Annotated in this window: 24 protein-coding genes; 17 read left to right on the forward strand and 7 right to left on the reverse strand. The window is 34.3% G+C overall.

The genetic code is table 11. The features are described from left to right. Positions 1-296: 296 nt before the first annotated feature. The 15 genes from F0362_RS02980 (at position 297) to F0362_RS03050 (ending at position 17698) form a co-directional block, all read left to right on the forward strand. On the forward strand, positions 297-863 hold the full coding sequence (locus tag F0362_RS02980) for a glycerol-3-phosphate responsive antiterminator (RefSeq protein ID WP_000471996.1): 567 nt from the start codon (positions 297-299) through the stop codon (positions 861-863). Then, a complete protein-coding gene (locus F0362_RS02985; RefSeq protein WP_000571195.1) occupies positions 860-1957 on the forward strand; it encodes an ABC transporter ATP-binding protein in 1098 nt (365 codons plus the stop codon). The genes F0362_RS02980 and F0362_RS02985 overlap by 4 nt, the downstream gene beginning before the upstream one ends. Continuing rightward, a complete protein-coding gene (locus tag F0362_RS02990) occupies positions 1957-2889 on the forward strand; it encodes a carbohydrate ABC transporter permease (protein ID WP_000573572.1) in 933 nt (310 codons plus the stop codon). Before F0362_RS02985 ends, F0362_RS02990 begins: the two co-directional genes overlap by 1 nt. Then, on the forward strand, positions 2886-3707 hold the full coding sequence (locus tag F0362_RS02995; protein WP_000635953.1) for a carbohydrate ABC transporter permease: 822 nt from the start codon (positions 2886-2888) through the stop codon (positions 3705-3707). The genes F0362_RS02990 and F0362_RS02995 overlap by 4 nt, the downstream gene beginning before the upstream one ends. A 27-nt stretch (positions 3708-3734) precedes the next feature. Continuing rightward, positions 3735-5111 (forward strand): ABC transporter substrate-binding protein, encoded by a 1377-nt coding sequence (locus F0362_RS03000; protein ID WP_000054808.1) that lies wholly within the window; start codon positions 3735-3737, stop codon positions 5109-5111. 418 nt (positions 5112-5529) lie between these two features. Further along, positions 5530-6234, forward strand: coding sequence for a metallophosphoesterase family protein (locus F0362_RS03005; protein ID WP_001079919.1), 705 nt, complete (start codon positions 5530-5532; stop codon positions 6232-6234). A 212-nt stretch (positions 6235-6446) separates the two neighbouring features. Beyond that, positions 6447-7118 carry a response regulator transcription factor gene (locus F0362_RS03010; RefSeq protein WP_001238627.1) on the forward strand — a complete coding sequence of 224 codons (672 nt, stop codon included), beginning with the start codon at positions 6447-6449 and terminating at the stop codon, positions 7116-7118. 11 nt (positions 7119-7129) lie between these two features. Continuing rightward, complete coding sequence (locus F0362_RS03015) at positions 7130-8365, forward strand: sensor histidine kinase (RefSeq protein WP_033657392.1); 1236 nt, start codon at positions 7130-7132, stop codon at positions 8363-8365. Positions 8366-8719: 354 nt separating this feature from the next. Further along, on the forward strand, positions 8720-9541 hold the full coding sequence (locus F0362_RS03020; RefSeq protein WP_000728558.1) for a hypothetical protein: 822 nt from the start codon (positions 8720-8722) through the stop codon (positions 9539-9541). Between the two features lie 13 nt (positions 9542-9554). Beyond that, positions 9555-10301, forward strand: a complete 747-nt coding sequence (locus F0362_RS03025; protein WP_000619781.1) for a C39 family peptidase — start codon at positions 9555-9557, stop codon at positions 10299-10301. A 296-nt stretch (positions 10302-10597) separates the two neighbouring features. Next, a complete protein-coding gene (locus tag F0362_RS03030) occupies positions 10598-12580 on the forward strand; it encodes a methyl-accepting chemotaxis protein (RefSeq protein ID WP_001179453.1) in 1983 nt (660 codons plus the stop codon). Between the two features lie 78 nt (positions 12581-12658). Beyond that, positions 12659-14263 carry a sensor histidine kinase gene (locus tag F0362_RS03035; RefSeq protein WP_000746368.1) on the forward strand — a complete coding sequence of 535 codons (1605 nt, stop codon included), beginning with the start codon at positions 12659-12661 and terminating at the stop codon, positions 14261-14263. Further along, positions 14260-14967: a response regulator gene (locus F0362_RS03040; protein ID WP_000598683.1), complete on the forward strand. Its 708-nt coding sequence runs from the start codon at positions 14260-14262 to the stop codon at positions 14965-14967. The genes F0362_RS03035 and F0362_RS03040 overlap by 4 nt, the downstream gene beginning before the upstream one ends. Positions 14968-15089: 122 nt before the next feature. Next, positions 15090-16436, forward strand: coding sequence for a 2-hydroxycarboxylate transporter family protein (locus F0362_RS03045; RefSeq protein WP_149889638.1), 1347 nt, complete (start codon positions 15090-15092; stop codon positions 16434-16436). A 59-nt stretch (positions 16437-16495) separates the two neighbouring features. After that, positions 16496-17698, forward strand: a complete 1203-nt coding sequence (locus F0362_RS03050) for an NAD(P)-dependent malic enzyme (RefSeq protein WP_000892430.1) — start codon at positions 16496-16498, stop codon at positions 17696-17698. Between the two features lie 141 nt (positions 17699-17839). Here the strand turns inward: F0362_RS03050 and F0362_RS03055 are convergent, their stop codons facing one another. After that, entirely contained in the window at positions 17840-18364 is a 525-nt protein-coding gene (locus F0362_RS03055) for a DUF4871 domain-containing protein (RefSeq protein WP_000719667.1), read from the reverse strand. Positions 18365-18480: 116 nt separating this feature from the next. Further along, a complete protein-coding gene (locus F0362_RS03060; protein WP_001039213.1) occupies positions 18481-19407 on the reverse strand; it encodes a DMT family transporter in 927 nt (308 codons plus the stop codon). Positions 19408-19527: 120 nt separating this feature from the next. On the opposite strand from F0362_RS03060, the gene F0362_RS03065 reads away from it, so the two are divergent. Then, entirely contained in the window at positions 19528-20928 is a 1401-nt protein-coding gene (locus tag F0362_RS03065) for a MocR-like pyridoxine biosynthesis transcription factor PdxR (RefSeq protein ID WP_000891910.1), read from the forward strand. A gap of 34 nt (positions 20929-20962) precedes the next feature. On the opposite strand, the gene F0362_RS03070 is transcribed toward F0362_RS03065, so the two are convergent. The 3 genes from F0362_RS03070 to F0362_RS03085 all read right to left on the reverse strand — a co-directional run bounded on the left by F0362_RS03070 (position 20963) and on the right by F0362_RS03085 (position 23950). After that, entirely contained in the window at positions 20963-21475 is a 513-nt protein-coding gene (locus F0362_RS03070) for a GNAT family N-acetyltransferase (protein WP_000351211.1), read from the reverse strand. A 293-nt stretch (positions 21476-21768) separates the two neighbouring features. Next, a complete protein-coding gene (locus F0362_RS03080; RefSeq protein ID WP_149889639.1) occupies positions 21769-23214 on the reverse strand; it encodes a HAMP domain-containing sensor histidine kinase in 1446 nt (481 codons plus the stop codon). Between the two features lie 64 nt (positions 23215-23278). Beyond that, complete coding sequence (locus F0362_RS03085; RefSeq protein WP_000238940.1) at positions 23279-23950, reverse strand: response regulator transcription factor; 672 nt, start codon at positions 23948-23950, stop codon at positions 23279-23281. Positions 23951-24279: 329 nt separating this feature from the next. On the opposite strand from F0362_RS03085, the gene F0362_RS31215 reads away from it, so the two are divergent. After that, positions 24280-24402 (forward strand): hypothetical protein, encoded by a 123-nt coding sequence (locus F0362_RS31215; protein WP_001068390.1) that lies wholly within the window; start codon positions 24280-24282, stop codon positions 24400-24402. 458 nt (positions 24403-24860) lie between these two features. Here the strand turns inward: F0362_RS31215 and F0362_RS03090 are convergent, their stop codons facing one another. After that, positions 24861-25367 carry a GNAT family N-acetyltransferase gene (locus F0362_RS03090; RefSeq protein WP_000405887.1) on the reverse strand — a complete coding sequence of 169 codons (507 nt, stop codon included), beginning with the start codon at positions 25365-25367 and terminating at the stop codon, positions 24861-24863. A gap of 226 nt (positions 25368-25593) precedes the next feature. Further along, a complete protein-coding gene (gene fdhD, locus F0362_RS03095; protein ID WP_000397291.1) occupies positions 25594-26400 on the reverse strand; it encodes a formate dehydrogenase accessory sulfurtransferase FdhD in 807 nt (268 codons plus the stop codon). Positions 26401-26407 lie beyond the last annotated feature (7 nt).

Genomic DNA, 26407 nt, shown 5'->3' on the forward strand with positions numbered 1-26407 from the left:
GTTGTGTTCTGTTAGAGTTTATTCGTATATCTGGATTATTGTAAAAAACAATATGGTGAATATTAACATTCGATTAACACCTAATTAACAATTTATCAAAACTGACTTAATAAATGCGTAATATAGTAAAGGTAACAAAATAACTAGGGTAGAGAACATTTGAGAACACCCGCTTACATATAACGTGCCACTTTCTTAGGTGTGCTCTATTCCCTAGAGTTCAAATAAGGAGAAGGGTGTTCTATGTAAGTAGGTGTTTTTAGTTTGGATAAAAATAGAAAAGCTAGGTGGAATAAATGTTTAAAGAACCTCATATCGCGATGATAAAGGATTGGAAAGGGTATAAAGCATACAAAAAATTACCGAAAACAGTTTTTCTTATGACTGGTTCAATGCTGGAGTTACCAGAGCGTGTATACGAATTACAGAAACATGGACATGATGTATTTCTTCATTGTGATTTTATACAAGGCTTAAATACGAACACAGAGGAAGCCCTTTTGTATATTCAAGATGTTATCGGAGCACAAGGTATTATTTCAACAAAAGGTTCGACAATTCGAAATGCCAATAAAATTGGATTAAAAACGATTCAACGAATTTTTATTGTCGATACTTTATCTCTTACAAAATCAATTGAAAATTGTAAAACGACTAAACCAAATGCGGTAGAGATTATGCCTGGAATTATGCCTTCTATTATAAAACAGCTAGCAGAGAAAATAGAGTTTCCTATTATTGCAGGTGGATTGATTCAAACGCGGGAAGATGCGGAAATTGCCATTCGTGCGGGAGCAAGTGCGATTTCAACGAGTCATTATGAAGTATGGATACAAGAAGAAAAAAGGAGTGCAACCTTGTGATCGAATTGAAAGATGTTTCAAAGATATATATAAATGCGGAAGAGACAGCGGTTAAAGATGTATCGGTTCATATTAAGAAGGGAGAATTTTTCGTTTTAGTTGGACCTTCGGGATGTGGAAAAAGTACATTACTACGAATGATCGCTGGCTTAGAAGAAATCTCTTCGGGAGATTTAATGATTAATGAACGTGTTGCAAATAATTTAGAGCCGAAAGACCGTAATTTATCAATGGTATTTCAAAATTATGCATTATATCCACACCTAACTGTAGAAGAAAATATTTTATTTGGACTTAAGGTAAGGAAGGTACAAAAAGAAGAGCGACAAAAGCGATTAATAGAAGCTATTGAAATGGTAGGGCTGAAAGAGTATGTGAAAATGAAACCGGGCCAATTATCAGGCGGACAAAGACAGCGTGTTGCGCTTGCCAGGGCGATCGTGAGTCAAGCACCGATTTGTTTAATGGATGAACCACTTTCGAATTTAGATGCGAAATTACGTGCGCAAATGAGGATTGAAATTAGAGAAATTCAGCAACGACTCGGAATTACGATGATTTACGTTACTCACGATCAAATAGAAGCGATGACTATGGGAGATCGTATCATGGTCTTGAATAAAGGAAGTATACAACAAGTTGGAACACCTCTTGATATATACAACGAACCAGCAAACGAATTTGTTGCAAGTTTTATAGGTTCTCCTTCTATGAATATAAATGATGGAGAAGTGGATAAAGAAAAAGGCGTATTACATATAGGGCAATTGCAAATTCCATTATCTATTGGACAGTTAAAGCAATTACCAGCAGGGACAATTCGAATAGGTATGCGTCCTGAGCATATTGCATTGTCTGAGGCAGGACAAGAAGTTACGCTGCAATCTGTAGAAGTATTAGGGAATGAGTCTATATTAAACTTTGCGGTAAATGGAACAACTTGGAGTGCGAAAGTCATCGGACAGTTAATCCTGAACAAAGGTGACAAAGTAAAATTATTATTCTCGCAAGAAAAACTATGTTTCTTTCACCAAAATAAGAATGAACGATTAAAAGTGGTGGCTGAAGAAGAGTTGAAAGTGGTGGCGAAATAATGATTGAAGTAGGGAAGTTACCAGTTCAAACAGCAGTGTCAAAAAAGAAGAGTTTATGGGGCAGAACGAAAGATTTAAGAATAGGATTATTGTTTTTGGCTCCATCTATTTTGTTATTTTCAATTTTTCTTTTCTATCCATTGTTTAGGACGATTTACTATAGCTTTTATTTAACAGATATACACGGAGAAGCCAATCTTTTCGTTGGCTTAGAAAATTATCAATATTTATTTTCTGATCCTGCTTTCTACAAAAGTATAAAGTCAACTTTATTATTTGTTTTATATACAGTGCCTACTAGTATTGTATTCGCCTTATTTCTTGCATTAATTGCAAATGAAAAAGTAAGAGGTATTGGATTGTTCCGTGTTCTCTTTTCTTCAACGATGGGAATATCAGTAGCTGCTAGCGCAGTGATTTGGCTATTTTTATTTCATCCAAGTGTAGGGTTATTTAATAATATATTAGCCGCTATGAATCTTCCGGCAATCGCATGGTTAACGAGTCCGGACTGGGCACTGTTTTCTGTATCGGTTACAACGGTTTGGGTGAATACAGGATTTGCATTTTTAGTTATATTAGGTGGTTTGCAAAATATTGATACGTCTTTATATGAGAGTGCATCTATAGATGGTGCTAGTTATTTATATAAGCTTCGCCGCGTTACATTACCGATGCTATCACCAACTTTATTCTTTATCGTGACAGTAACGTTAATTAGTGCATTCCAAAGTTTTGGACAAATTGATATTTTAACGCACGGTGGACCGAATGATGCAACGAATTTAATTGTGTATTCGATTTATAAAGAGGCATTTGTGAATCATCAATTTGGAACAGCAAGTGCACAAGCGATGGTATTATTTGTTTTCATTTTTATTGCTACATTACTTCAATTTAAGTTTGCTGAGAGAAAGGTGCATTATAAATGATCGTTAAACAGTGGAAACAAAATTTCCTATTATACATGCTGCTCATTATTAGTGCAGTAATGGTGTTTTTTCCTGTACTCTATGCGTTTTTAATAAGCTTTATGACACCAGATGATATTCAAATGAGAAGGTTATTTCCGACCCAATTTACTTTCGATAATTTTATGAATATCTTTCGAAAAGTACCGCTTTTTACATACTTGTACAACAGTTTAATTGTATCGACGATTGTTATGATTGGACAACTTATCGTATCCAGTTTAGCAGCTTATGCTTTTGTTTTTCTTCAGTTTAAAGGGAGAAACGTAATTTTCTTCTTGTTTATTTCAACGATGCTTATTCCGTGGGAAGCAACGATGGTACCGAACTTTTTAACGATTCAAAACTTTGGTTGGATCAATAGCTTTGCTGGGATGACAGTGCCATTTTTTGCAACAGCTTTCGGTATTTTCTTATTACGCCAACATTTTATGACGCTTCCGAATGAATTGAAAGAAGCTGCTTTTATTGAAGGGATTGGAAATGTAAGGTTTTTATTCAGCGTTGTAATTCCGTATTGTAAAACGAGTTTTATTACGCTTGGAGTATATAGCTTTTTAACGACATGGAATATGTACTTGTGGCCGCTCTTAGTGACCACTGATGAAAAAGTCAGAACAGTTCAAATTGGTGTGAAGCAACTTCAATCTCAAGAAGTTGCAACTGATTGGGGAAGCGTAATGGCCGGTGTTACGGTTATCGTCATTCCAACGTTGATTTTACTATTTTTAGGGCAAAAGCAATTACAACAAGGATTAACAAAAGGTGCAATTAAATAAGCATACATAGGAAAAGGTGGGATTGAGATGAGTTTATTGAAAAAAAGTGCTGCTCTTTTAATGGCAGCCACAATGGCATTAACTGGGGCTGCTTGTTCAAATAGTAAAACAGAGGGGAAACCTGAAGCGCAGGCAAAAGTAGCACCAGTTGAAAAAAATGGTGATAAAACTGTAATTCGTTTTTGGCATGCGATGGGTGGAAAAACACAAGGTGTACTAGATGGGCTTGTTGCAGACTATAATAAATCGCAGAATAAGTACGAGATAAAGGCAGAGTTTCAAGGAACATACGAAGAGTCTTTAACGAAGTTTAAAACGATGTCTGCTACGAAAGAAGCTCCAGCTCTTGTTCAATCGAGTGAAATTACAACGAAATATATGATTGATAGCAAAAAGATTACGCCTATCGATAGTTGGATTAAAAAAGATAAGTACGATACATCAAAATTAGAAAAAGCAATTACAAATTATTATTCAGTTGATGGAAAAATGTATTCTATGCCATTTAATTCATCTACGCCAGTATTAATTTATAATAAAGATGCTTTTGCAAAGGCTGGGTTAGATCCAGAGAAAGCTCCACAAACATATGCTGAATTAAAAGAAGCCGCGAAAAAGTTAACGTTTAAAGAAGGCGGAAATGTAAAACAATATGGATTTTCTATGCTCAATTATGGTTGGTTCTTTGAAGAATTGTTAGCGACACAAGGGGCTTTATATGTAGATAATGAAAATGGCCGTAAAGATGCTGCAAAGAAAGCGGTATTTAACGGTAAAGAAGGACAGAAAGTATTTGGAATGTTAGATGAATTGAATAAAGCTGGTGCACTAGGAAAGTATGGAGCAAGTTGGGATGATATTCGTGCCGCGTTCCAATCTGGACAAGTTGCTATGTATTTAGATTCTTCAGCAGGTGTTCGTGATTTAATTGATGCATCTAAGTTTAATGTAGGTGTTTCGTATATTCCGTATCCAGAAGATTCAAAGCGAAATGGTGTTGTTATTGGCGGTGCATCATTATGGATGACGAATATGGTTTCAGAAGAAACGCAGCAAGGTGCATGGGACTTTATGAAATATTTAACGAAGCCAGACGTACAAGCAAAATGGCATACTGCAACAGGATATTTCTCAATTAATCCAGATGCATATAATGAATCGTTAGTAAAAGAGCAATATGAAAAATATCCACAGTTAAAAGTAACAGTAGAACAATTACAAGCGACGAAGCAATCTCCAGCAACTCAAGGTGCATTAATTAGTGTATTCCCAGAATCACGAGATGCAGTTGTAAAAGCATTAGAAGCAATGTATGACGGAAAGAATAGTAAAGAAGCGTTGGATGAAGCTGCAAAAGCAACAGATAGAGCGATTAGCATTTCAGCTCGTACGAGCCAAAAATAAAAGAAAGCCGTATCCTAAAGGGATACGGCTTTCTTTATAGGGAGATAAGGGATCAAAGAAATGATGAACTCTTATCTCTTTTATATGAGTAAAGGGTCTAGAATGAATATTGTCCTTTTCATTATTTATTTAACTCCATTGCAACTTGCTTACCATTTACGAAAACCTCTACCACCGCTACTACAACTTCCATCACTTTTTTCATATCTCATCTCTCCTTGTTTTTTGTTTCATTTCTTACTTTTAGTATAAGGAAATATAGTAATTACAACTATCGAATTGAATGACAAGAGACTTACAGTGTTGTAAGGAAATTAGCTGCATTTGTAATAATAATACTTTCTAGTAGTTGAGTTCAGAAAATTCCTTTAAATAAAGTTATAATTAGAAATAACTTTATTTAGAAAGAAGGAGAAAAATGAATAGGATACTTGTCATTAGTGATATTCATGGAGAGATTGATAAATTTAAAAAGTTACTTGAGGAAATACAATACAACGCAAAACAAGATCAATTAATTCTATTAGGGGATTATGTGGATCGTGGTCCGAATGCACGTGCTGTACTTGAAAAGGTGAAAGAGCTAAAAGAAGAAGGAGCATTCGTTTTAAAGGGAAATCATGAAGATATGATGATTAAAGCGCTAACGACAGATGAGGAACGCTCATGGAACCATTGGGTAAAAAGAAATGGTGGAGATAAAACGTTATATAGCTATGGATTTGTAGAAGAAGATATTGCAGTTAATGAAGGGGACTTCCAAAAGCCAATTTTACAATCTCACGTATTAGAGGAACATGTAAAATTTATTCAAGAATTAGATCATTACATTGAAACAGAAGAGTATATATTTGTACATGCTGGTGTTGAGCCAATGAAACGAGTTTCTGAATCTGAACCATATACGTTAATGTGGATCCGTAATGAATTTCATAGTGGATATAGTGGCGAAAAGGTTGTTGTATTTGGCCATACGGAAACAAAAACGCTTCATGGTAGTGAGAATTGCGGAGTATATTTTGGTAGTAATCGTATTATTGGAATTGATGGCGGGGCTGTGTATGGCGGTCAATTAAATTGTTTGGAGTTGCCGAGTAAAAAGGTGTACGTAGTAAAAAATTGAAAGAGATAAGGGGAATCTTATTTCTTTCAATTTTTTATTAAGCAAAATTTAAGAAAGAGTTTTTATAATAAAGGCTCAAAATTTTATATCTAGCAAAAACTTAGAAGGAAATAGTTGAAAATGAAATTACATAATAGGATTACATTCTTTCGTTATGAAGAGCAGAAATGTAATAATAAATAGAATTGAACTATAGTATGGAAGGTGAGAATATGCGCTTACTTGTAGTAGAAGATAATGCTTCGTTATTAGAGTCTATCGTACAAATTTTGCGTGATGAATTTGAAGTAGATACAGCGTTAAATGGAGAAGATGGATTGTTTTTGGCAATGCAAAACATTTATGATGCAATTTTACTTGATGTGATGATGCCAGGAATGGACGGGTTTGAAGTAATTCAAAAAATACGTGATGAAAGAATTGAAACGCCAGTCCTGTTTTTAACAGCGAGAGATTCTTTAGAAGATCGAGTGAAAGGATTGGATTTTGGCGGAGACGACTATATCGTAAAGCCGTTTCAAGCACCAGAACTAAAGGCGAGAATTCGTGCTTTATTACGCAGAAGTGGTAGTTTAACAACAAAGCAGACAATTCGATATAAAGGAATTGAATTGTTTGGAAAAGATAAAGATGTTCAAGTAGAGGGACAAGATATTAAGCTGACATTAAAACAATATGAGCTTTTAGAGTATCTCATTCAAAATAGCGGAAAGATTTTAATGCGTGAACAAATTTTCGATCGTGTTTGGGGATTTGATTCAGATACGACAGTAGCAATTGTAGAAGTGTATGTGCATCATTTACGTAAAAAATTAGAGCCATTCGGTTATCAGAAAGATATTCAAACTGTTCGTGGTATTGGATATATATTAAAAGAGAAATGAAAAAAGGAAGTATGTTTCAAAAAACACGCATTCGTCTGACTATAGTGAACTCATTAGTATTTATCCTATTAATAGGAGTATTAGGTAGTATTGTTTATTCGTACACATATAAGCGTATTTATAATGAAGTGGATCAATCTATAAAAATGATGGCTCAGTATGGAGAAAAACTAGATGTTAAAATACCACCAAGAAAACGCATGGAGAAAATCCAAATTGGAGATCCGCGGGTAACTAGAATAACTTGGAATGGGAAAATAGTGAAAATAGAGGGCGATAATCGTAAATTCCGTTCTATTTTTGAAGAGAATTTGGAAAAGTTTTCTCCAAAAAAGTTAGAGGATTTGCAAGATATTGAAGTGCAAGGACGATATTTTAGAGCATTTTCGCTTCAAAAAGATGGAGAAATAGTTCAAATCGTGCGAGATATAACAGCGGAAGAAGGAATGTTAAATACTTTATTTTTAATTCTCGTGATAGGTTGTAGTATAGGAAGTCTCTGTGCAATAGGTATCGGCTTTTTCCTAGCTGGCAGAGCACTCATACCGATTCAAAATTCATGGGAGAAACAGCAGCAGTTCGTTTCCGATGCATCGCATGAATTAAGAACGCCACTTGCAGTTATTCAATCAAAGACGGATGTGTTATTTCAGTCCCCCTCCGCTACGATAGAAGAAAAAGCGATGGACATTTCTACAATATCTAAAGAATGCAGGCGGTTATCGAAACTAGTTAGCAACTTATTGTTGTTAGCACGTTCGGATTCAAATCAAATTGAGATGGATAAAAAAACATTTGAAATGGGTAAATTGTTAGAAGAAATAGTAGATCCATATAAAGAAATTGCTTCTTATCAAGAAAAAGAGATGATATTAAAAGTAGAACGTAACATGTCTTTTATGGGTGATAGAGAACGGATTCATCAAATGATGGTCATATTGTTAGATAATGCGATGAAATATACGAATGAAGGCGGTCATATTCGAATTGATTGCACGCAAACGAGCAGCTCGATTTGTATACAGGTGAAAGATGATGGGATAGGCGTGAAAGTAGAGGATATCCCAAAATTATTTGATCGTTTTTATCAAGGGGATAAAGCAAGGAGTACATCAGAGGGAGCTGGATTAGGTCTTTCAATCGCCAAGTGGATTGTAGAAAAGCATTACGGAAAAATATTAGTAGAGAGCAAATGGGGAGAGGGTACTTGTTTTGAAGTAGTTCTCCCTAAAAATCAAAAAATATAAGTAAGAAGACGATCTTGTTTTTACAAGGTCGTCTTTTTTTAAGGGAAAGTTAAGAAACTATTTATATTATGTATTGCATAAAGAAAAATTGTTACATGAAGAAGAGATTATAGAGGTGTATGTGAGTAAATTTTCTCGATCATAATGTTATCTCAGGCAGTGATGAGATGTATGTATAGTATTTAAAAAATGATCCCGCTATTTTCTGGACAGTAAAACTCGGCTGGAGTCGGGCTGTCCGGAAATACTCGATTGGTGAAGGCTAATATTCAGTGGAAGATGAAGCTTCCCATTGAGTATAGTTTCACTTTATGGGAATGATGGGAAAGAAAGTATAAGAGGGAGGAATTAATTTTGAAAAAGAAAATGATGATGGTATTCACTATTGGAGTAATGAGTTTAAGTATATTAGGCGGTGCCTCTCCTTCTGAAACATCGAAAGGAAAGACAGACTATGCGCAGCGCAGTAAAGAGCAATTAAACAATGGAAAGATACATGTAATAAATACAGAAGAAAAAGCAGAGAAATTAGGTATTGAAACGGAAGGAAAAGAACAAATTACGCTAGAAAAAGAAATTCATGAAACAGAAGTAGGCAGAGAAGCAGAACAGTTAGGAATTTCGATTGAAGGAAAAGATGTTGGAATTCTTTCAGAAGAAATCTATGAAACAAAAGTGAAGCAAGAAGCGTTAAACTTAGGGATATCTGTAGAGAACAAATCGATTGTGGATTTAATAAGCCAAATCAATGCAATCAAAATTAATAAGGAAGCAGAGAAATTAGGCGTTTCGACTGAAGGAAAAGAAATAGAAGAGGTTGCGGAAGAAATTTATGGAACGAAAGTAAGAGAAGAAGCAGGAAAGTTAGATATTTCTCAAAAAGGAAAAGAGATAGAAGAGTTAGCGCAAGAAGTGTACGAACAAAAAGTACAGGCAGAAGCAAAAAAATATCATATTGATTTGTATGGTAAAGATATATATCAAGTATTAAGAGAAATTAATGAACAAAAAGTGCTACAATTGGCAGATGAGCTTAATATGGACAAAATGAATATGAACATTCAAGAATTAGCAGAAAAAATAAAAAGAGATCAGCCTGAAAAAGGAAAAGAACTAAATTTTGTACCGATGGTTCGAACGGATGCTGACGCGTTTTATTCTTATTTAACGAATTAAAAAGGGCGTGAGAGTGATACGAAAATTGAAGTGGTATATATGCATAGCTTTACTTGGCGTAGCAGTATGGAGTGTATATACAAATGGAATCACAAAGTATATGGAGAAATTAACATCCTTCATACAAAGCGGAAAAAGAACGGAGTTTAGTAATAATGATGAAAAGATCCTCTTATCAAATGTTCCTTTAATTCAGCAGTTACCAGAGCTGGATAGAGGGTGTGAAGTGACAAGTTTAGCAATGATGTTACAATACGCAGGCGTTTCAGTAGATAAGATGAAATTAGCAAATGAAATAAAAAAAGTTGATTTTATGGTTGATGGTGTACGCGGAAATCCGAATGAAGGGTTTGTAGGAAATATTTATACCTTTTCTGAATCCGGTTATGGTGTATATCATGGGCCACTTTTTCAGTTAGCGAAAAAATATTTATCTAATAAAGCTGTGGATTTAACAGGAAAGAGTATAGAGGAAATATATAAGAGTGTAAAAGCAGGGCAACCGGTAGTCATGATTACAAATGCAACATATGCTCCTTTAGATGAAGATGAATTTACTACATGGAAAACAAATAGTGGGGATGTTTCTATTACATATAATGAACATTGTGTTGTACTTATTGGGTACGATAAGGAATCTGTATATATTCGAGACCCGCTTGATGATAGCTTAGATGTGAAAGTACCAAGAGAAAACTTTGAACAGGCATGGGTGCAAATGGGGAGTCAGGCAATTAGTTATGTAAAGAGCTCTAAATAAATTAGGACGGAGAGTTTTAACAATATAGCTATAAGGTGAAGGATAGAGGTTTAAGGAATTATAAGAAAAGTTTTGTAGGGTGTTTTGTTTAGAATAGAAGCTGTTAAGAAATAAGAGAACTTTAGCATATATAATGCTAAAGTTCTCTTATTTTTATGATTAAAATGCTTAGAAGTAGTGAATATGTAAAAATGCATAATCGACGAAAAAAATACATTTTATCATTATATATTGTTTTATGTATGTTAATTGTATAAAATTACACAAGTATTCACATTACATAAAGGAGGCTTATTATGCAAAATATATTTAACTGGGTTAAATGTATGAGTATCAAGAAAAAATTAATCATTTCATTTTTTATTATTTTAACTATACCAGGACTTATTATCGGTGGTGTTTCATATCAAACTGCCAAAACAAATTTTGAACATCAAATGACAGATAAAGCAAAGGAGAATATTTCAGTTTTAAATACTGTTATTTCTCAAAATATAGAAGAGAAATTTGTTGATGCGACGTACTTTGCAGACATCTTAACAGAGGATACATATCCAAATGGACAAGAAGAAATAGTAAGAACGAAGTTAGCACAATATATAAAGCTTCATCCAGAAGTAGAAGGTATTTATATTGGAGCGCAGACGGGGAAGTTTATAAGAGAACCATTTATTCAAATGTCTGATGGCTATAATCCAACAGATAGATCATGGTATAAAGAAGCGCAGGAAAATAAAGGAAAGGTAATTGTTACTGCACCGTATCAATCGGCATCTACAAAAAATATGGTAGTAACAATTGCTAAAGAAGTAAAAGATGGTAAAGGTGTTATAGGTATTAACTTGAATTTGGATAACATCCTAAAGATTTCAAAAATGATTAATATTGGTGAAAAAGGCTATGCAGTTATTTTAGATCAAAATAAGCAAATTGTTAGTCATCCGTCTAGAAAGCCTGGTTCAAAGGTTACTGATCCTTGGATTAAACCAATTTATGAAGACAAACAAGGAAATGTATCTTATACAGAACAAGATGATAAAAAGAATTTAATCTTTGCAACAAATGAGAAAACAGGATGGAAAATAGTTGGAGTTATGTTTGACGAAGAAATTATGCAAGCTGCCAGTCCAGTGTTTTATAAGACTTTGATTGTCATAGCTATCGCTATTGCATTTGGTAGTGTATTAATTTATTTCATTACAAATTCTATTACAAGGCCATTACGAAAAATAGCTGAATCGGCACATAAAATTAGTAAGGGAGATTTAACCGAGAAAATTACAATCCACTCCAAGGATGATATAGGGAAACTAGGGAATTCATTTAATGAAATGTCTACGTCTTTACAAGATGTGATTACCCAAATTAGCTTTTCGGCAGAGCATGTTGCAGCATCGGCAGAAGAGTTAACAGCGAGCGTACAGCAAGCGAATGATGCGACAGATCAAATTACAATTGCAATGGAACAAGTATCAGGTGGGGCTGAGTCACAAAGCCAAGGTGTTGAAGAAGGCGCGGCTACATTACAACAAGTAAATACAGCAATTCAAGATGTAACTGGAAGCGCAGAGTCAATTTCTATTTCCTCATTACATGCGCGAGAAAGAGCTGAAGAGGGAGAAGATTTAGTTGAACAAACCGCAAAACAAATGCAGTCTATTTCTAGATCGGTATCCGATTCAGATGCTATTATTAAACTTCTTGATGAGAAGTCAAAGCAAGTAGGAGCTATTTCTGAAGCAATTCAAAACATTGCAACTCAAACAAACTTATTAGCTTTAAATGCGGCTATTGAAGCAGCAAGAGCAGGTGAACAGGGACGAGGATTTGCTATTGTAGCCGATGAAGTTAGAAAATTAGCAGAGCAATCAGGAGAATCATCTGGAGAGATTGCAAATTTAATTGCAGAAATTAAGGCTGATATTGAACATACTGTTAAGGCAATGGATAATGTGAGTGGGGAAGTTCAACAAGGCTTAGATGTTGTAACAAAAACGAAAGTAAGTTTTACAGAAATTTTAAGTTCTACTACTCATATTGTTTCTCAAGTTAATCAAATGGTAGAAACAACGAGGAGAATCGCTGGAGATGCAAATGAAGTGACAAATGCTATTGATGAAATTGCAGCGGCTGCAGAAGAAAATACAGCTAGTATGCAAAGTGTTGCAGCGTCAACAGAAGAACAAGTAAATTCGATGGAAGAAATTAGTTCAGCTTCGCAAAACTTAGCTGAGATGGCCGAAGAACTACAAGCAATGACTAGTAAATTTAAAGTATAATAACAGCAAATAAGTAAGGTGAAAATAATATCACCTTACTTATTTTTCTATTCAGCAATTAGGGGAGTCATTAGTGGGATGAAAAAAAGAAAAAAACTATGGAATTTATGGAAAACGATTACATTGCTAGTTTGTACAGTTGTAATTTTTTCTTTACTTGTTACAGATATATTAATTAGTCATAATGTAGAGCGGACAACGGAGGATAGCCAGGCAGAGAAAGCAAAAACGATTGCCCATATTGTGGCAAATGATTCGATTGTAATCGATGGTTTGATTGGAAAAGCAGATACTTCTGCAATTCAAACGTATACAAATAGAATATTAAAAAACACAGGTGTTCAATTTATTGTAGTTATGGATATGAATGGAATAAGAAAATCACATCCAAACCCTCAAAAAATAGGTCATCATTTTATTGGAGGAGATGAAGGGCCTGCATTGAAAGGAAAGGAACATGTATCGCTAGCAGAAGGAACGTTAGGTATTTCAATGCGAGTGTTTGTACCTATATTTTCTGAAACAGGTGAACAACTTGGAGCGGTAGCCGTTGGTATCTCGGCAGATAATGTAAAAGAGAGAGTTAAGGAAAGTAGACATATTATTTATATCGGTGTCGGAGTTGGAGTACTAGTCGGAATTATAGGAGCAATATTGCTAGCTAGACATATAAAGAAAAGTTTATTCGGTCTTGAGCCGCACAGGATAGCGAAAATTCTTGAAGAAAGAAATACGATGTTACAATCTGTAAAGGAAGGCATTATTGCTGTAGATAAAGAGGCGAGAGTAACGTTAATTAATAATGAAGCGAAACGTCTATTTAAAAAAAGTGGACTTGAAGAAGATTTTATAGGTAAAGACGTTGAGCTATATATGCCGAATTCGCGTATAAAAGAAGTATTGCAAACGGGAGAGGTACAATTAAACGAAGAACAAAATATTTACGGAATTACGATTGTGACGAATCGTGTTCCTTTATATGTAAAAGGAGAAATAGTTGGCGCAATTGCAACATTTCGTGATAAAACAGAGATTAGAAAACTAGCAGAGGAACTAACTGGTATTAGGCTATATGCGGAAGCATTACGGGCACAATCTCATGAGTTTATGAATAAAATGCATGTTGTATTAGGGCTTACACATATGAAACAATATGAAGAATTACAAAAATATATAAGTGGCATGGTATCAGAGCATCAATATGAAATTGGTGGAGTTATGAAAAGAATAAAAAGTCCAGTATTTGCTGGTTTTTTACTAGGTAAACTTAGCTATGCTAGGGAGAAAAATATTAAGTTAATTATAAGTGAAGATTCTTACTTGCCGGAAATATATGATGAAAGTATTACTCATGAACTTATTACGATTGTAGGGAACTTAATAGATAATGCATTAGAGGCAGTGATACATTGCAAAAAGAAACAAGTTGAAATTGGGGTGCAATATCAGAATACATTAACTATTACAGTGCAAGATACGGGGAAAGGTATAGAAGAAGACGAAGTGGATGCATTATTTACAAAAGGTTATTCCACAAAAGGGGATAATCGCGGTTATGGTTTGTATCTTGTAAAAGAAAGTATACAGCGAATAAATGGGGAGATTCACATTTCCTCCTTATTAGGAGAGGGAACAACGATAACAATTGAAATACCTAAAGGTAGGGATGAGAAGCAAATATGATTAAAGTTTTAATTGTAGAAGATGACCCGATGGTAGCAATGTTAAATACACATTATTTAGAGCAAGTAGGAGGATTCGAACTTGTTCAAGCAGTTAACTCAGTAAAATCGGCGATAGAAGTATTAGAGAAATCACGAATAGATTTAGTCTTACTTGATATTTTTATGCCTGAAGAGACTGGATTTGAGCTTTTAATGTATATTCGGAACCAAGAAAAAGAAATCGATATTATGATGATTTCAGCTGTACATGATATGGGGAGTATTAAAAAAGCATTACAATATGGCGTAGTAGATTATTTAATTAAACCATTTACATTTGAACGATTTAAAGATGCATTAACTATATATCGAGAAAAACTTACTTTCATGAAAGAACAACAAAAAATTAGTCAATCGGAATTAGATTCGTTAATTTTACAAAAAGAAAAAAGAGAGCCTACTGTCAATAAAGAGCTCCCGAAAGGATTAACGAAGCAAACGTTGCAATTAATTTGGCAGAAGATCGAGTCGCTGAATGGACGAGCGTTTACAACAGATGAAATGGCACAATTAGTAGGAATTTCAAGAGTTTCTATTCGAAAGTATGTAATGTTTTTGACTGAAATTGGAGTGTTAGAAAACGAAATGGTGTATCAGCATGTGGGAAGACCTGTAAGTAAATTAAGATGTGTTGATCAAAATAAAATAGGTTTTTACGTATAAGCGACTTATTATAAGTCGCTTATACTTTTTTTAATTACAAAACCAATTACAAAACTTACAAAAACTATTTTTACTATTGAAAGCGTTTTAATATTGTTATTAAGAAAACAAGGGGGTGCCATATGGGAATTCAAAAGAATGTGGAAGCGGTATCATTTGCTGAAGGAAATGAATTGAAAAATGAATCTTTCGCTTCTAAAATTATAAACGTTAAAATCGGTGTTATACCTTTACCGTTATATGTAGTATTGGCTGCTATTATTTATGGGGCATCTGTATATAATAAATTGCCAGCAGACATGATTGGTGGTTTTGCAGTTATTATGATCATGGGTATTTTCTTAGGTGACATTGGGATGAGAATTCCAATTTTAAAAAATATCGGTGGTCCAGCAATTCTCTCATTATTTATTCCATCATTACTTGTATTTTTTAACTGGATGAATCCAGCTTCAATGGAAGCTGCGACTATGTTAATGAAAAAATCGAACTTTTTATATTTATATATTTCTTGTTTAGTAGTCGGAAGTATTTTAGGAATGAATCGTAAAGTGTTAGTGCAAGGTTTCGTTCGTATGTTTATTCCTTTAGTAGTAGGAACATTAGCTTCTGTAGCAGTAGGATTATTGGTCGGTTCACTATTCGGGTTTGAAATGAAGCATACATTCTTCTTTATTATCGTACCAATTGTGAGCGGTGGTATTGGAGAAGGGATTTTACCATTGTCATTAGCATACAGTGACATTTTAAATGAATCATCAGCAACATTCGTATCACAGCTTATTCCGGCAGCTATTATTGGGAATATGTTTGCAATCGTGAGTGCAGGGTATATGAAGCGTTTAGGCGAGAAGAGACCTGAGCTTAGTGGTAATGGTGTATTAGTGAAAACAGACAATCAAGCAGAATTATTAAAAGAACAAAATACAGAGAAGCCAATTGATTTCTCATTAATGGGAGCAGGTTTATTAATTGCATGTACGTTCTTTATCTTCGGAGGGTTTGCTTCTAAGTTCATCGGTATTCCTGGGGCAATCATTATGATTTTCTCAGCAGCACTTGTGAAATACTTTAAACTAATGCCAGCAAAAATGGAGCAAGGAGCATTCCATTTATATAAATTTATTTCAAAGAATTTAACTTGGCCGTTAATGGTCGGATTAGGATTGCTATATATTCCGTTAAAAGACGTAGCGGCAGTTCTTTCAGTGGGATATGTTGTTGTTTGTGCATCGGTTGTTCTTACAATGGTAGCATCAGGTTTTCTTATAGGAAAAGTGATGAAAATGTATCCAGTTGAATCAGCAATTGTAACTGGATGTCATAGCGGTTTAGGCGGAACTGGAGATGTTGCTATTTTATCAGCTTCAAATCGTATGGAATTAATGCCTTTCGCACAAATTTCGACGCGTTTAGGCGGGGCAGCAATGGTTGTAACAGCGACAATCTTATTAACAATGTTTTCATGATCAAACAAGCTAGCTATATTCATATAGCTAGCTTGTCAAATTAAGGGGAGATTATAAGTATGTTAGAAAATCAAATTAATGAAAGATCATTGTTATTGCATAAAGAGTTGGTAGGGAAAATTGAGATTACAAGTAAGGTAGAAGTTAATACAGCGGATGATTTAAGCCTGACTTATACACCAGGTGTAGCGGAGTCTTGTAAAGCAATTGCAGCAGATGAAGAAACAGCGTATGACTATACAGCAAGAGGGAATATGGTTGCAGTTGTTTCAGATGGAACAGCAGTACTTGGTTTAGGGAATATTGGACCGAAAGCGGCTATGCCTGTTATGGAAGGGAAAAGTATTTTATTTAAAAAGTTTGCGAATGTAGATGCTTTCCCGTTATGTTTAGGGACGACGAATGTGGATGAAATCGTTACCCTTGTGAAAAATTTAGAACCTACATTTGCAGGTATTAATTTAGAAGATATTGCAGCACCACGTTGCTTTGAAATTGAAAAACGATTAAAAGAAGAAACGAATATCCCTGTATTCCATGATGATCAACATGGAACAGCTATTGTCGTCTTAGCAGCTGTTATTAATGCATTAAAAGTTGTAAGTAAACAAATGGATAATGTGAAAATTGTTATTAACGGTGCGGGTTCGGCAGGAATTGCAATTGGAAAATTATTATTAAAAGCTGGTGCAAAACACATTACGTTAGTTAGCTTAGAAGGTATTGTTTGTGAAGGTGAAACATGGATGAACGAAGCGCAAATTGAAGTTTCAAAGAAGACAAATCGAGAATATGTGCGTGGAACATTAAAAGAAGCGATTCATCAGGCTGATATCTTTATTGGCGTATCTGCGCCTAACGTATTAACGAAAGAATTTGTAAAGACGATGAATGAGAAAGCGATTGTGTTTGCAATGGCAAATCCAATTCCAGAAATATTCCCAGAAGATGCATTAGAAGCTGGAGCTGCTGTAGTTGGAACTGGTCGTTCTGATTATTCAAATCAAGTAAATAATGTATTAGCGTTCCCTGGTATATTCCGTGGTGCTTTAGATGTACGCGCGACTGATATTACAGAAGAGATGAAATTAGCGGCAGCATATGGGATCGCTAACATAATTACGGACGAAGAGCGTAGTGCGAACTATGTAATTCCAAATCCATTAGATAAAAGAGTTGTTCCGAATGTTGCAGAAGCAGTAGCGAAAGCAGCCATAGATTCAGGTGTGGCACAAATTACGAAAATGCCAAGTTATAAATAGTAAAAAGCAGTGCCTTCAAGGCACTGCTTTTTTGAGGTAAGAAATCAAAATAATGAAGAAGTGTAGAGTTATTCGTGCTCCCGCATTATTTATCCCGCCCAAAATTCAGTGGATGCAAGGAAGTAGATTAGTTTTGACAACTTACTCAACAGTGATTACAAATTGATCATAATATTTTTCATTCACATATATATTTAATACCCATAATCCGGATGAAGGTAGCGATATAGTGAGAGGGAGTTCGTTTGTAGTAGAATCGATTGTATTTGAAGTAGTCCAAGTTTGTTTGGAAGTTTCTTGTTGATAGAGTATTGGTGTTGGAGTTACAGATCCCTGTTTTAGCGCGATAATAGATACATTTCCAGTTGGTATTTCAGGATCTAGAAAGTACCACATAATTTCATTTTGTTCATTTGCGACAATAGATGTATCAGCAATTGCAATTCTTCTTTCAATCCCCTTTAAAGGTATCTTTCCGTCTACGAAGGAGGGCGCTTCTTCCCAATTTACATCTTTTAAAACACTAAGATGAAAAAAGGAAGGTGCGTTAACCTGAGATGATGATGTTACTATGGCTTCTTTTTTTAGTGCTTTTGAATCAGGTTGAGCCTGTGTGCATCCAGTGATGAGAAAGGAGAAAAGTAGCATAGTTCCGATTTTTTTCATGGTGCCACGCTCCTAATTATTATTGTTAGTGTAATTGTATTTGCTAGATAGCGGGACAATTCCTTTAAAGTATAAAAAGAGGTCGTAAGTTTTGTACGACCTCTTTTGACATTTTTTTATATTTGTTCAGTTGTGTAGGTTGGCTCGGTCTCTTTTTGAGGCATCGTCAAAAAAATAACAGACAGAACGATACATACGCCGCCTAATAATTGATATGATCCAAACGATTCATTTAGCCAAGTGATTGAAACGATGGCTGCTACAAGTGGTTCAATACTAGATAAAATACTTGTTTCTGTTGCTGCTAAATATTTAAGACTACCAATATAAAGAAGGAAAGAAAGGGTCCCACTAATAATGATAAGAATAAGCATAGAAAAAGTTTTTAGTGTAAGAGTTTGTGAAAATTGATTCCATCCAAATGAACGATTATAAATAAGTAGTGCAATTCCTCCGATTAACATCCCCCAACCAATTACTACAGTTGTTCCGCATTCTTTAATGAGAGAAGCTGGATGAAGGGTATAAAATGCAAATCCAATTGCCGTTAATAGTCCGAAAATAATGGCTGATTTAGATAAAACAATATTTTCGATTGAGCCATTTGTAATAATAAAGTATGTTCCTGTTAGCGCAGTTATAATTGCAAGTAGTTGCATAGAAGCAGGGAATTTTCTTTTCTGAAATGCAACATACATTGTAATAAGAACAGGGCCTAGAAATTGAAAGAGTGTTGCTGTGACAGCATTACTAATATGAACTGTTTCGATAAAGGCATATTGCGCGCCGAGCATGCCAAGAATAGAGAAAATAATAAGCTGTATAGAATGTCTAGGATGTTTCCAAATTTGAAATATGTTTTGTTTCTTTATTAGTAAGATAGACAAAATAAATACTCCTGCAAGCAACAAGCGAATTGTTAAAAAATCAATTGATGATACGTTTGTATGTTGAAATAGCCATTGAATCATCGGTCCAGATAATCCCCATAATGTGGCTCCTGTAATAATCATAATGAGTCCAATACGTCTATTTTTGTTCATGATCATGCATCTCCTCTTTAGTATTTGATTTTTTTTGTGTGACATGATAAAAGGAATTATATATAAAATCTGGTACTGTAAAAAGTATCAGATTTTAGTTTTATTAAGGGGTCAGATATTATGTTAGAATTAACGCCTAATTTAAATATGAATAGTAAGAAGGCATTGTATGTGCAGTTGTATGAGTATATAAAAAAAGAAATTAAAAATGGAACGATTCTATCTTTTACGAAGTTACCGGCTAAGCGAAAGTTAGCAACACATTTACAAGTAAGTAAAAATACAGTAGAGGCAGCTTACGAGCAATTACTTGCAGAAGGTTATATTGAATCAATTTCGAGAAAAGGTTATTTTGTATGTAAGATTGAGCAAATGGTTCATGTAGAAGAAAACGAAGAGAGAATAGAAGAAGTACCCTTTCAGGAGAGGGATTATAAATTTGATTTCACACAAACAGGAGTCGATACAAATGCTTTTCCGTTCAACATGTATCGGAAAATTATAAATGATGTATGGCAGCCTCATAATAATGAGTTGCTCTTTCTTGGTCACCCACAAGGAGAATGGAGCTTAAGAGAAGAAATTGCGAACTATTTGTATGAATCTAGAGGTGTGCGTTGTGCAGCTAGTCAAATCGTATTAGGAGCGGGAACACAAATATTAGTGAAATTACTGTTTCAATTATTAAAAGGAAGTAATTATGCAGTTGAAAACCCAGGTTATCATAGGAAAATGGTTGTTTTTGAACAGGGAGAAGAGAAGGTTCAAATGTTGTCTTTAGACAGGGACGGAATTTGTATGGCAGATTTAGAAAATAGCGATGCAAATATTGTATTTGTAACTCCATCCCATCAATTCCCATGCGGAATGATTATGCCTATCACGAGAAGGATGCAGCTTTTACAATGGGCGAAGAAAGAAGAAGGTAGGTATATTATTGAAGATGATTACGATAGTGAATTTCGCTATTCGGGAAAACCTATACCGGCACTGCAAGGGTTAGATACAGACGGGAAAGTTATTTATATGGGGACGCTATCGAAAGCATTGTTGCCATCATTACGGATGAGCTATATGGTGTTACCAAAGAAATTGATTAAAAAGTATCAACAACAATATTTATTTTATACACAAAGTGTTTCAAGAATGGACCAAGAAGTGATTAGAAGGTTTTTAAATGAAGGATATTGGGAAAAACATATTCATAAAATGCGTGTCGTCTATCGAAAGAAGAGAGATCGACTTGTTTTTGAACTAGAAAAGTACTTCTCAAATCGTGTTGAAGTGATAGGAGAAGATTCAGGATTGCACATTTTATTAAAGGTGCATAATGGAATGCGGGAAAAAGAATTAATTAAAGAAGCTGCGAAACATAGTATCAAAATATACCCTGTGTCTACGTACTATAAAGACGGTACTGCACCTGAAAATATAGTACTACTTGGATTTGCGATTTTATCAGAAGAAGAAATTGCGAAAGCGATTCAATTATTAAATAAGGCATGGTTTATAAAAAAGTAAAAAAACATCCTCATATATGAGAGGATGTTTTTTATTATTTATTTTCATCTAGGAATAAGACCATATGCTCTTCATCCCAATATTGTCCGTTATATTTCAGTGAACGTTCTTGTACACCAAACGTTTTAAAGCCTAATGACTCATAAAGTTTCTTCGCACCATCGTTTCCGACAACAACATCAAGCATAACTTGTTCTACGTCTAAAGATTTAGCAAGCTCAAGACATTCTTTAATAAGTGCTTTTCCTGCTCCAAGTCCGCGTGCTTTTGGAGACACATATACGGAACCAATTTTTGCTTTATGTTCTTGTTTTACATATGGTTTCGTTTCCAGTGTAGCAACTCCGATTAATTTTCCGTCTTTAAATGCACCTAGTGTATAGTTTTCGTCTTGTGCTAGTTTTTGTGCTTTATATTCAATAGCACACTCTTTATTAATAATATCTTCATAAGAAGAGCTGAAAGCTTCAGGGTTTTGCTTTAATCCTTCTACGCGAAGTTCTAAGTAAATTTCTGCTTCGTCTTTTGTTAATACATGGATATCCAATTATATCACCCTCCAGATCTTTGACAAATGTACCTTTACCACGCTATTCGCGGGCAGTAAGGCTCCAATTTTAAAATTCGGCGAATGCGCGGAAGTTAGGTGGGAGGTAACTGCCCGTAAATGCCCGATTGGTTCAACTAATAATCCATGGAGTGAACCTTTCCATGGATTAAAGTTTCACTTTATTTTATATTGAAATAAGAATAATTTCAAAAGCTTAGCTTCTAAGGGCAGATTTTATGAACAAAATAACACCAGTAGTGTTTACTACTACTGGTGTTTTCACACGCATCTTATTCAAAAGGAATCTCGATTATAAAGTTTGTCCCCACTCCTAATTGGCTTGTTACCAGAATGGAACCGTTATGCAATTCTACAATTTCCTTTGCAACAGCCAGTCCGATACCTTTTCCTCCAGTAGCCCTTGTTCTGGATTTATCAACACGGTAAAAGCGATCGAAAATATGCGGGATATCTTCTTCTGGAATACCTTCACCTTCATCTTGTACACTGATTGTAAAATAATCTGCTTCCGTTAGTACACGTATTGTTATAGTAGTGTTTTCTGGTGAATGCTGATAAGCATTATGCAATAAATTTAACATAACTTGTTCCATGCGTCTTTCGTCTATGCAAACTTCTAAATCGTTTTTACAATATACATGAAGTTGCATTTGTTTGTTCGTTAATGTTGTTTTTGTTTTTTCAACCATTCTTTCTAAAAATGGTTGAAGAAGCATCGTTTGTTTTTTAATAACAAATTGGTGTTGTTCTAATTGTACAAGCATAAATAAATCTTGTACGAGATCGGTTACACTATCCGTTTCGTCCTCAATGATTTGTAAATATTCTTCGCGTTCTTCTTTCGTTAAAGAGTCTCTCTTTGCTACCTTTGCATAACCTTTCATATAGGTTAATGGAGTTAATAATTCGTGAGCAACACTAGCGAGGAATTCATTTCGTTCTTTTTTCATATACGTAAGTTCACTCGATAAATCTTCAATCGTTTTTGCTAAACTTCCAAGTTCATCATTTCGTTTAATTCCTAATTGAATTGGCTTATTTAATTTTGAAATTTTTTCGGTCGCTCTTTTCATTTTTATAAGCGGCTCTGTAATAACTCGAGAAAAAACAAAAACAGAAATCGTTGTTAAAATAATTGTTAAAATACTGATGATAAGAAATTGGTCCATGAGTTTAATTAACATATTTTCTAAAAAAGATGTCTTTAATAACATATGTAAGTTACCTTGAAATCCAGTTATTTCAAGTGGGCTTACTGTTGAGATGAATTTCGATTTTTTCCAGTTTTTTTCTACGATCACCCCGTTTTGGGGGATATTTTTCGTTTTGCAAATAAGTTGTTTTTGCATTTCTTTTGTTATGGGTTCTGAGGTGGAAATGATTTTGCCGTTCTTGTCAGTTATAATGATAGTGGTATCGGTGTTAGCAATTAATTCTGAGCCAATTAATTCTTCAGCTGCATGCTCGATAGTGAACTCTTGATACCAAGGGCGTTTAGGTCGTTCAGTGTTTGGTTTTTGTTTAGAATATTCATTCCATTTTGCGCGGTTTACAATTTTGTCACGATACCGATTGCCTTTTTCTAATAGAGCGCCTGTTTCCTCTGTAATCCGCATTTTTGAAATACTTTTGTAAAAGGATACGAAAGCAATTGTTTCAATACATAAAGCTAATATTAAAAAGTATGTCCCAATTTTAAGTGAAAGTTTACTCATTTTCCCACCATACCTTATTCATAATAAAGGGTCAGTGGTATGATATTTCCACTGACCTAAGTAATTATTCGTTTTTCCATTTATATCCGACTTTATAAACGGTTTCTAAATAATCCTCGACTGGAAATCCTTTTTTACGTAATTTATCGCGGATATTGCGAATATGCGAATCAATCGTTCTATATTCGATGTCTGTTTCATAGCCCCAAATTTTTTCGATTAAATCATCTCGGCTGTAAGCACGGTTTGTATTTTGTAAAAACAGTCCAAGTAATGAAAATTCGATAGGAGTTAGTGAGATTTTTTCGTCATACACTGTGACGGTATGTTTCGTTTTATCCCACTCAATACCATTGAAGCTAACAAAGCCATCTTTCTTTGTCCGGCGTAATATAGCTTCAATTCGTGCGACTAATACATGCTCATCAAATGGTTTTGTGATATAGTCGTCTGCTCCCATAGTAAGGCCTTTAACCATATCGTAATTTTGATTACGAGCTGTTAGCATAATGATTGGAACGTTGGAAATTTGACGGATTTGATAGCAAGTATCCCATCCATCCATATTTGGCATCATAACATCTAATAAAATAATATCGAATTTTTTTTGCTCGATTAATTCCAGCGCTTCAAGGCCAGATTTAGCTTTCATACAAAAATAGCCGCGAGGGCTTAAGAAAAGATCTAGCAATCGTAACATACGTTCTTCATCGTCTACTAATAAAATTTTTACCATAATCTTGTGCACCCCAAACTATTCATTCTACTTGTATAGTTTACATGAAAATAATAAAAAACTCTTTTTATGTGATTGAATGGATGGCTGATTTTTTCGCTCAGGGCAATTGACATAAAAAATGCACTAGTTTTGCACAACTATTATTTATAATAGAAAACGTAGCGACACAAATACCCTATGTTGCGACATAACGTCATGTCATTTTATTTATAAAATGACAATTCCATTCTATTGTGTATGTGAGATAGAGAGGGTTTTCGTATTCACCTCGCATCGGATAAGAAAAATTTCCTATCTCACACTTTTTTTAAAAGGAGATAATACACATGAATCCAAAAGAAGAAATTTCAAAAAAAGAAAAGCAAGATCGTAATACGGTTGTAATGTGTGTTGCCGTATCTATGATTATTATTATAAGTTGCGTAAATAAAATTTTGGGAATTTTATAATATATAAAAGCTGATTACTTGTTAACAAGCAATCAGCTTTTTTTATTTTATCCGATTGGTGTGGAGTAATAACTAGTGGGGGAATGACCTCCTGGATTAAAGTTCTACTTTATCAAGAGGCATATTTTTATATAATAAACCAAGGTAAAATTGCTAATCCAGAAGTTACCATTGCTGTAGCACATATTAAAAAGATAGCTCGTTTTTTTTGTTTCATGTCACATTCTCCTCTACATATCAATTGAATGCTGTTCGTTCATTTTATATTTTTAGTATAATGAATGGAAAGGATTGGTACGATCGATAAAGGTGACATGAAGATTACATTGTTGTAATGAAAAAAGCATCTTTCTTAATAAGAAGATGCTTTTGGAAAAATATCTCGCTATTTGTGGATTAATAATCAGTGGGGATAGACAAAACCCCCACCAATTAAAGTTTCACTTTATGTTGAAGTATTAATCATTTAAGAATAAAACCATATGTTCTTCGTCCCAATATTGACCGTTGTGCTTTAATGAACGTTCTTGCACGCCGTAAGTTTGGAAACCTAATGACTCATATAGTTTTTTTGCGGCATCGTTACCAACTACAACATCGAGCATAAGTTGTTCTACATGTAATTTATCGGCATTTTCAATAATTGCTTTAATTAGAGCTCGTCCTGCCCCAAGGCCACGTGCTTTTGGGGAAACAAAAACGGAGCCGATTTTTGCTTTATGTTCTTGTTTAATGAATGGTTTTGTTTCTAAAGTAGCAATACCAATCAAATCGTTATCGTTGAAGACACCTAGAGTATACTTATCCGGATTGCTTAATCTTTTTGCCATAGCAGCTACAGGATTTTCATGTTTAAGAACATCTTCATAAGAAGAGCTAAAAGCTTCCGGGTTCTTCGTTAAACCTTCCATACAAACTTTTAAATATATTTCTGCGTCCTCTGTTGTTAATAAGCGAATTTCCATAGTTGTAACCTCCTTGGTGGATTTCAAATAAATCCATTACTTTTATAAGATTGAGTATGCGTTTTTTAGCAGTCTCTTTTAATTTGTAAAAGAATGAAAAGATATATGCTACAATGTTTTGATTTAATTGTGTAATGAAATTATATATTAACTTTATTAACTATTCAAGTATTTAATATATTACATTTTTATAACTAAAATAACTCCTCGATCGAGGAGTTATTTTTTAAACATTCAATTGATAGCCATCAATTCGTTTTGGATGTGTGTAAATATTACAAGAGTCATTTCTAATAAATCCTACGACTGTAATGCCTAAGTCATGAGCAAGTTGCAAGGCTAGTTTTGTTGGAGCGGATTTAGATAGAACAATTTCACAGCCGATTTTTGAAACTTTGAGTAAAATTTCAGATGAAATACGTCCGCTAAATGCGATAATTTTTCCTTTAACAGATATATCATTACGTAAACAATAGCCGTATATTTTATCTAATGCGTTATGTCTTCCGATATCCATTCTTGATATAAGGATATTGTTTCGATCACATAGCGCAGTATTGTGAACACCGCCGGTTTGGCGAAATGTAGTGGAAGATTGTTGTAAGGCATTCATTAAGTAAAAGCATTCTTCAGGAGTAATTTTTACATGTATATCATGTAAATCTTTTGCTTTTGCGGCGTCGTTTACGAAAATAAAACCTTGTCTACCTTTTCCGCAGCAAGAGGTGATGTATCGTTTATTATATAAAGTTTGATAGAGTGGATTCACTTTTGATGATTTTACATGGACAATTCCGTTCTCTTTTTGAACCCATATTTCTTCAACATCTTTATAGGAAGAAATAATTCCTTCAGAAATTAAAAAACCAACTACCATATCTTCAATATAATTTGGTGTGCATACAACTGTTACGTATTCTTCACCATTTAATTTAATAGTAATAGGAGATTCTGTAACAATCTCATCAACTTGTTTTGAAAATGAGCCAGATTGATAGCGTACAATCGTATATGTCTCTTGTGTAAACTCCATATTAAAT

Source organism: Bacillus sp. BS98 (assembly GCF_008432245.1).
GTDB lineage: Bacteria > Bacillota > Bacilli > Bacillales > Bacillaceae_G > Bacillus_A > Bacillus_A toyonensis.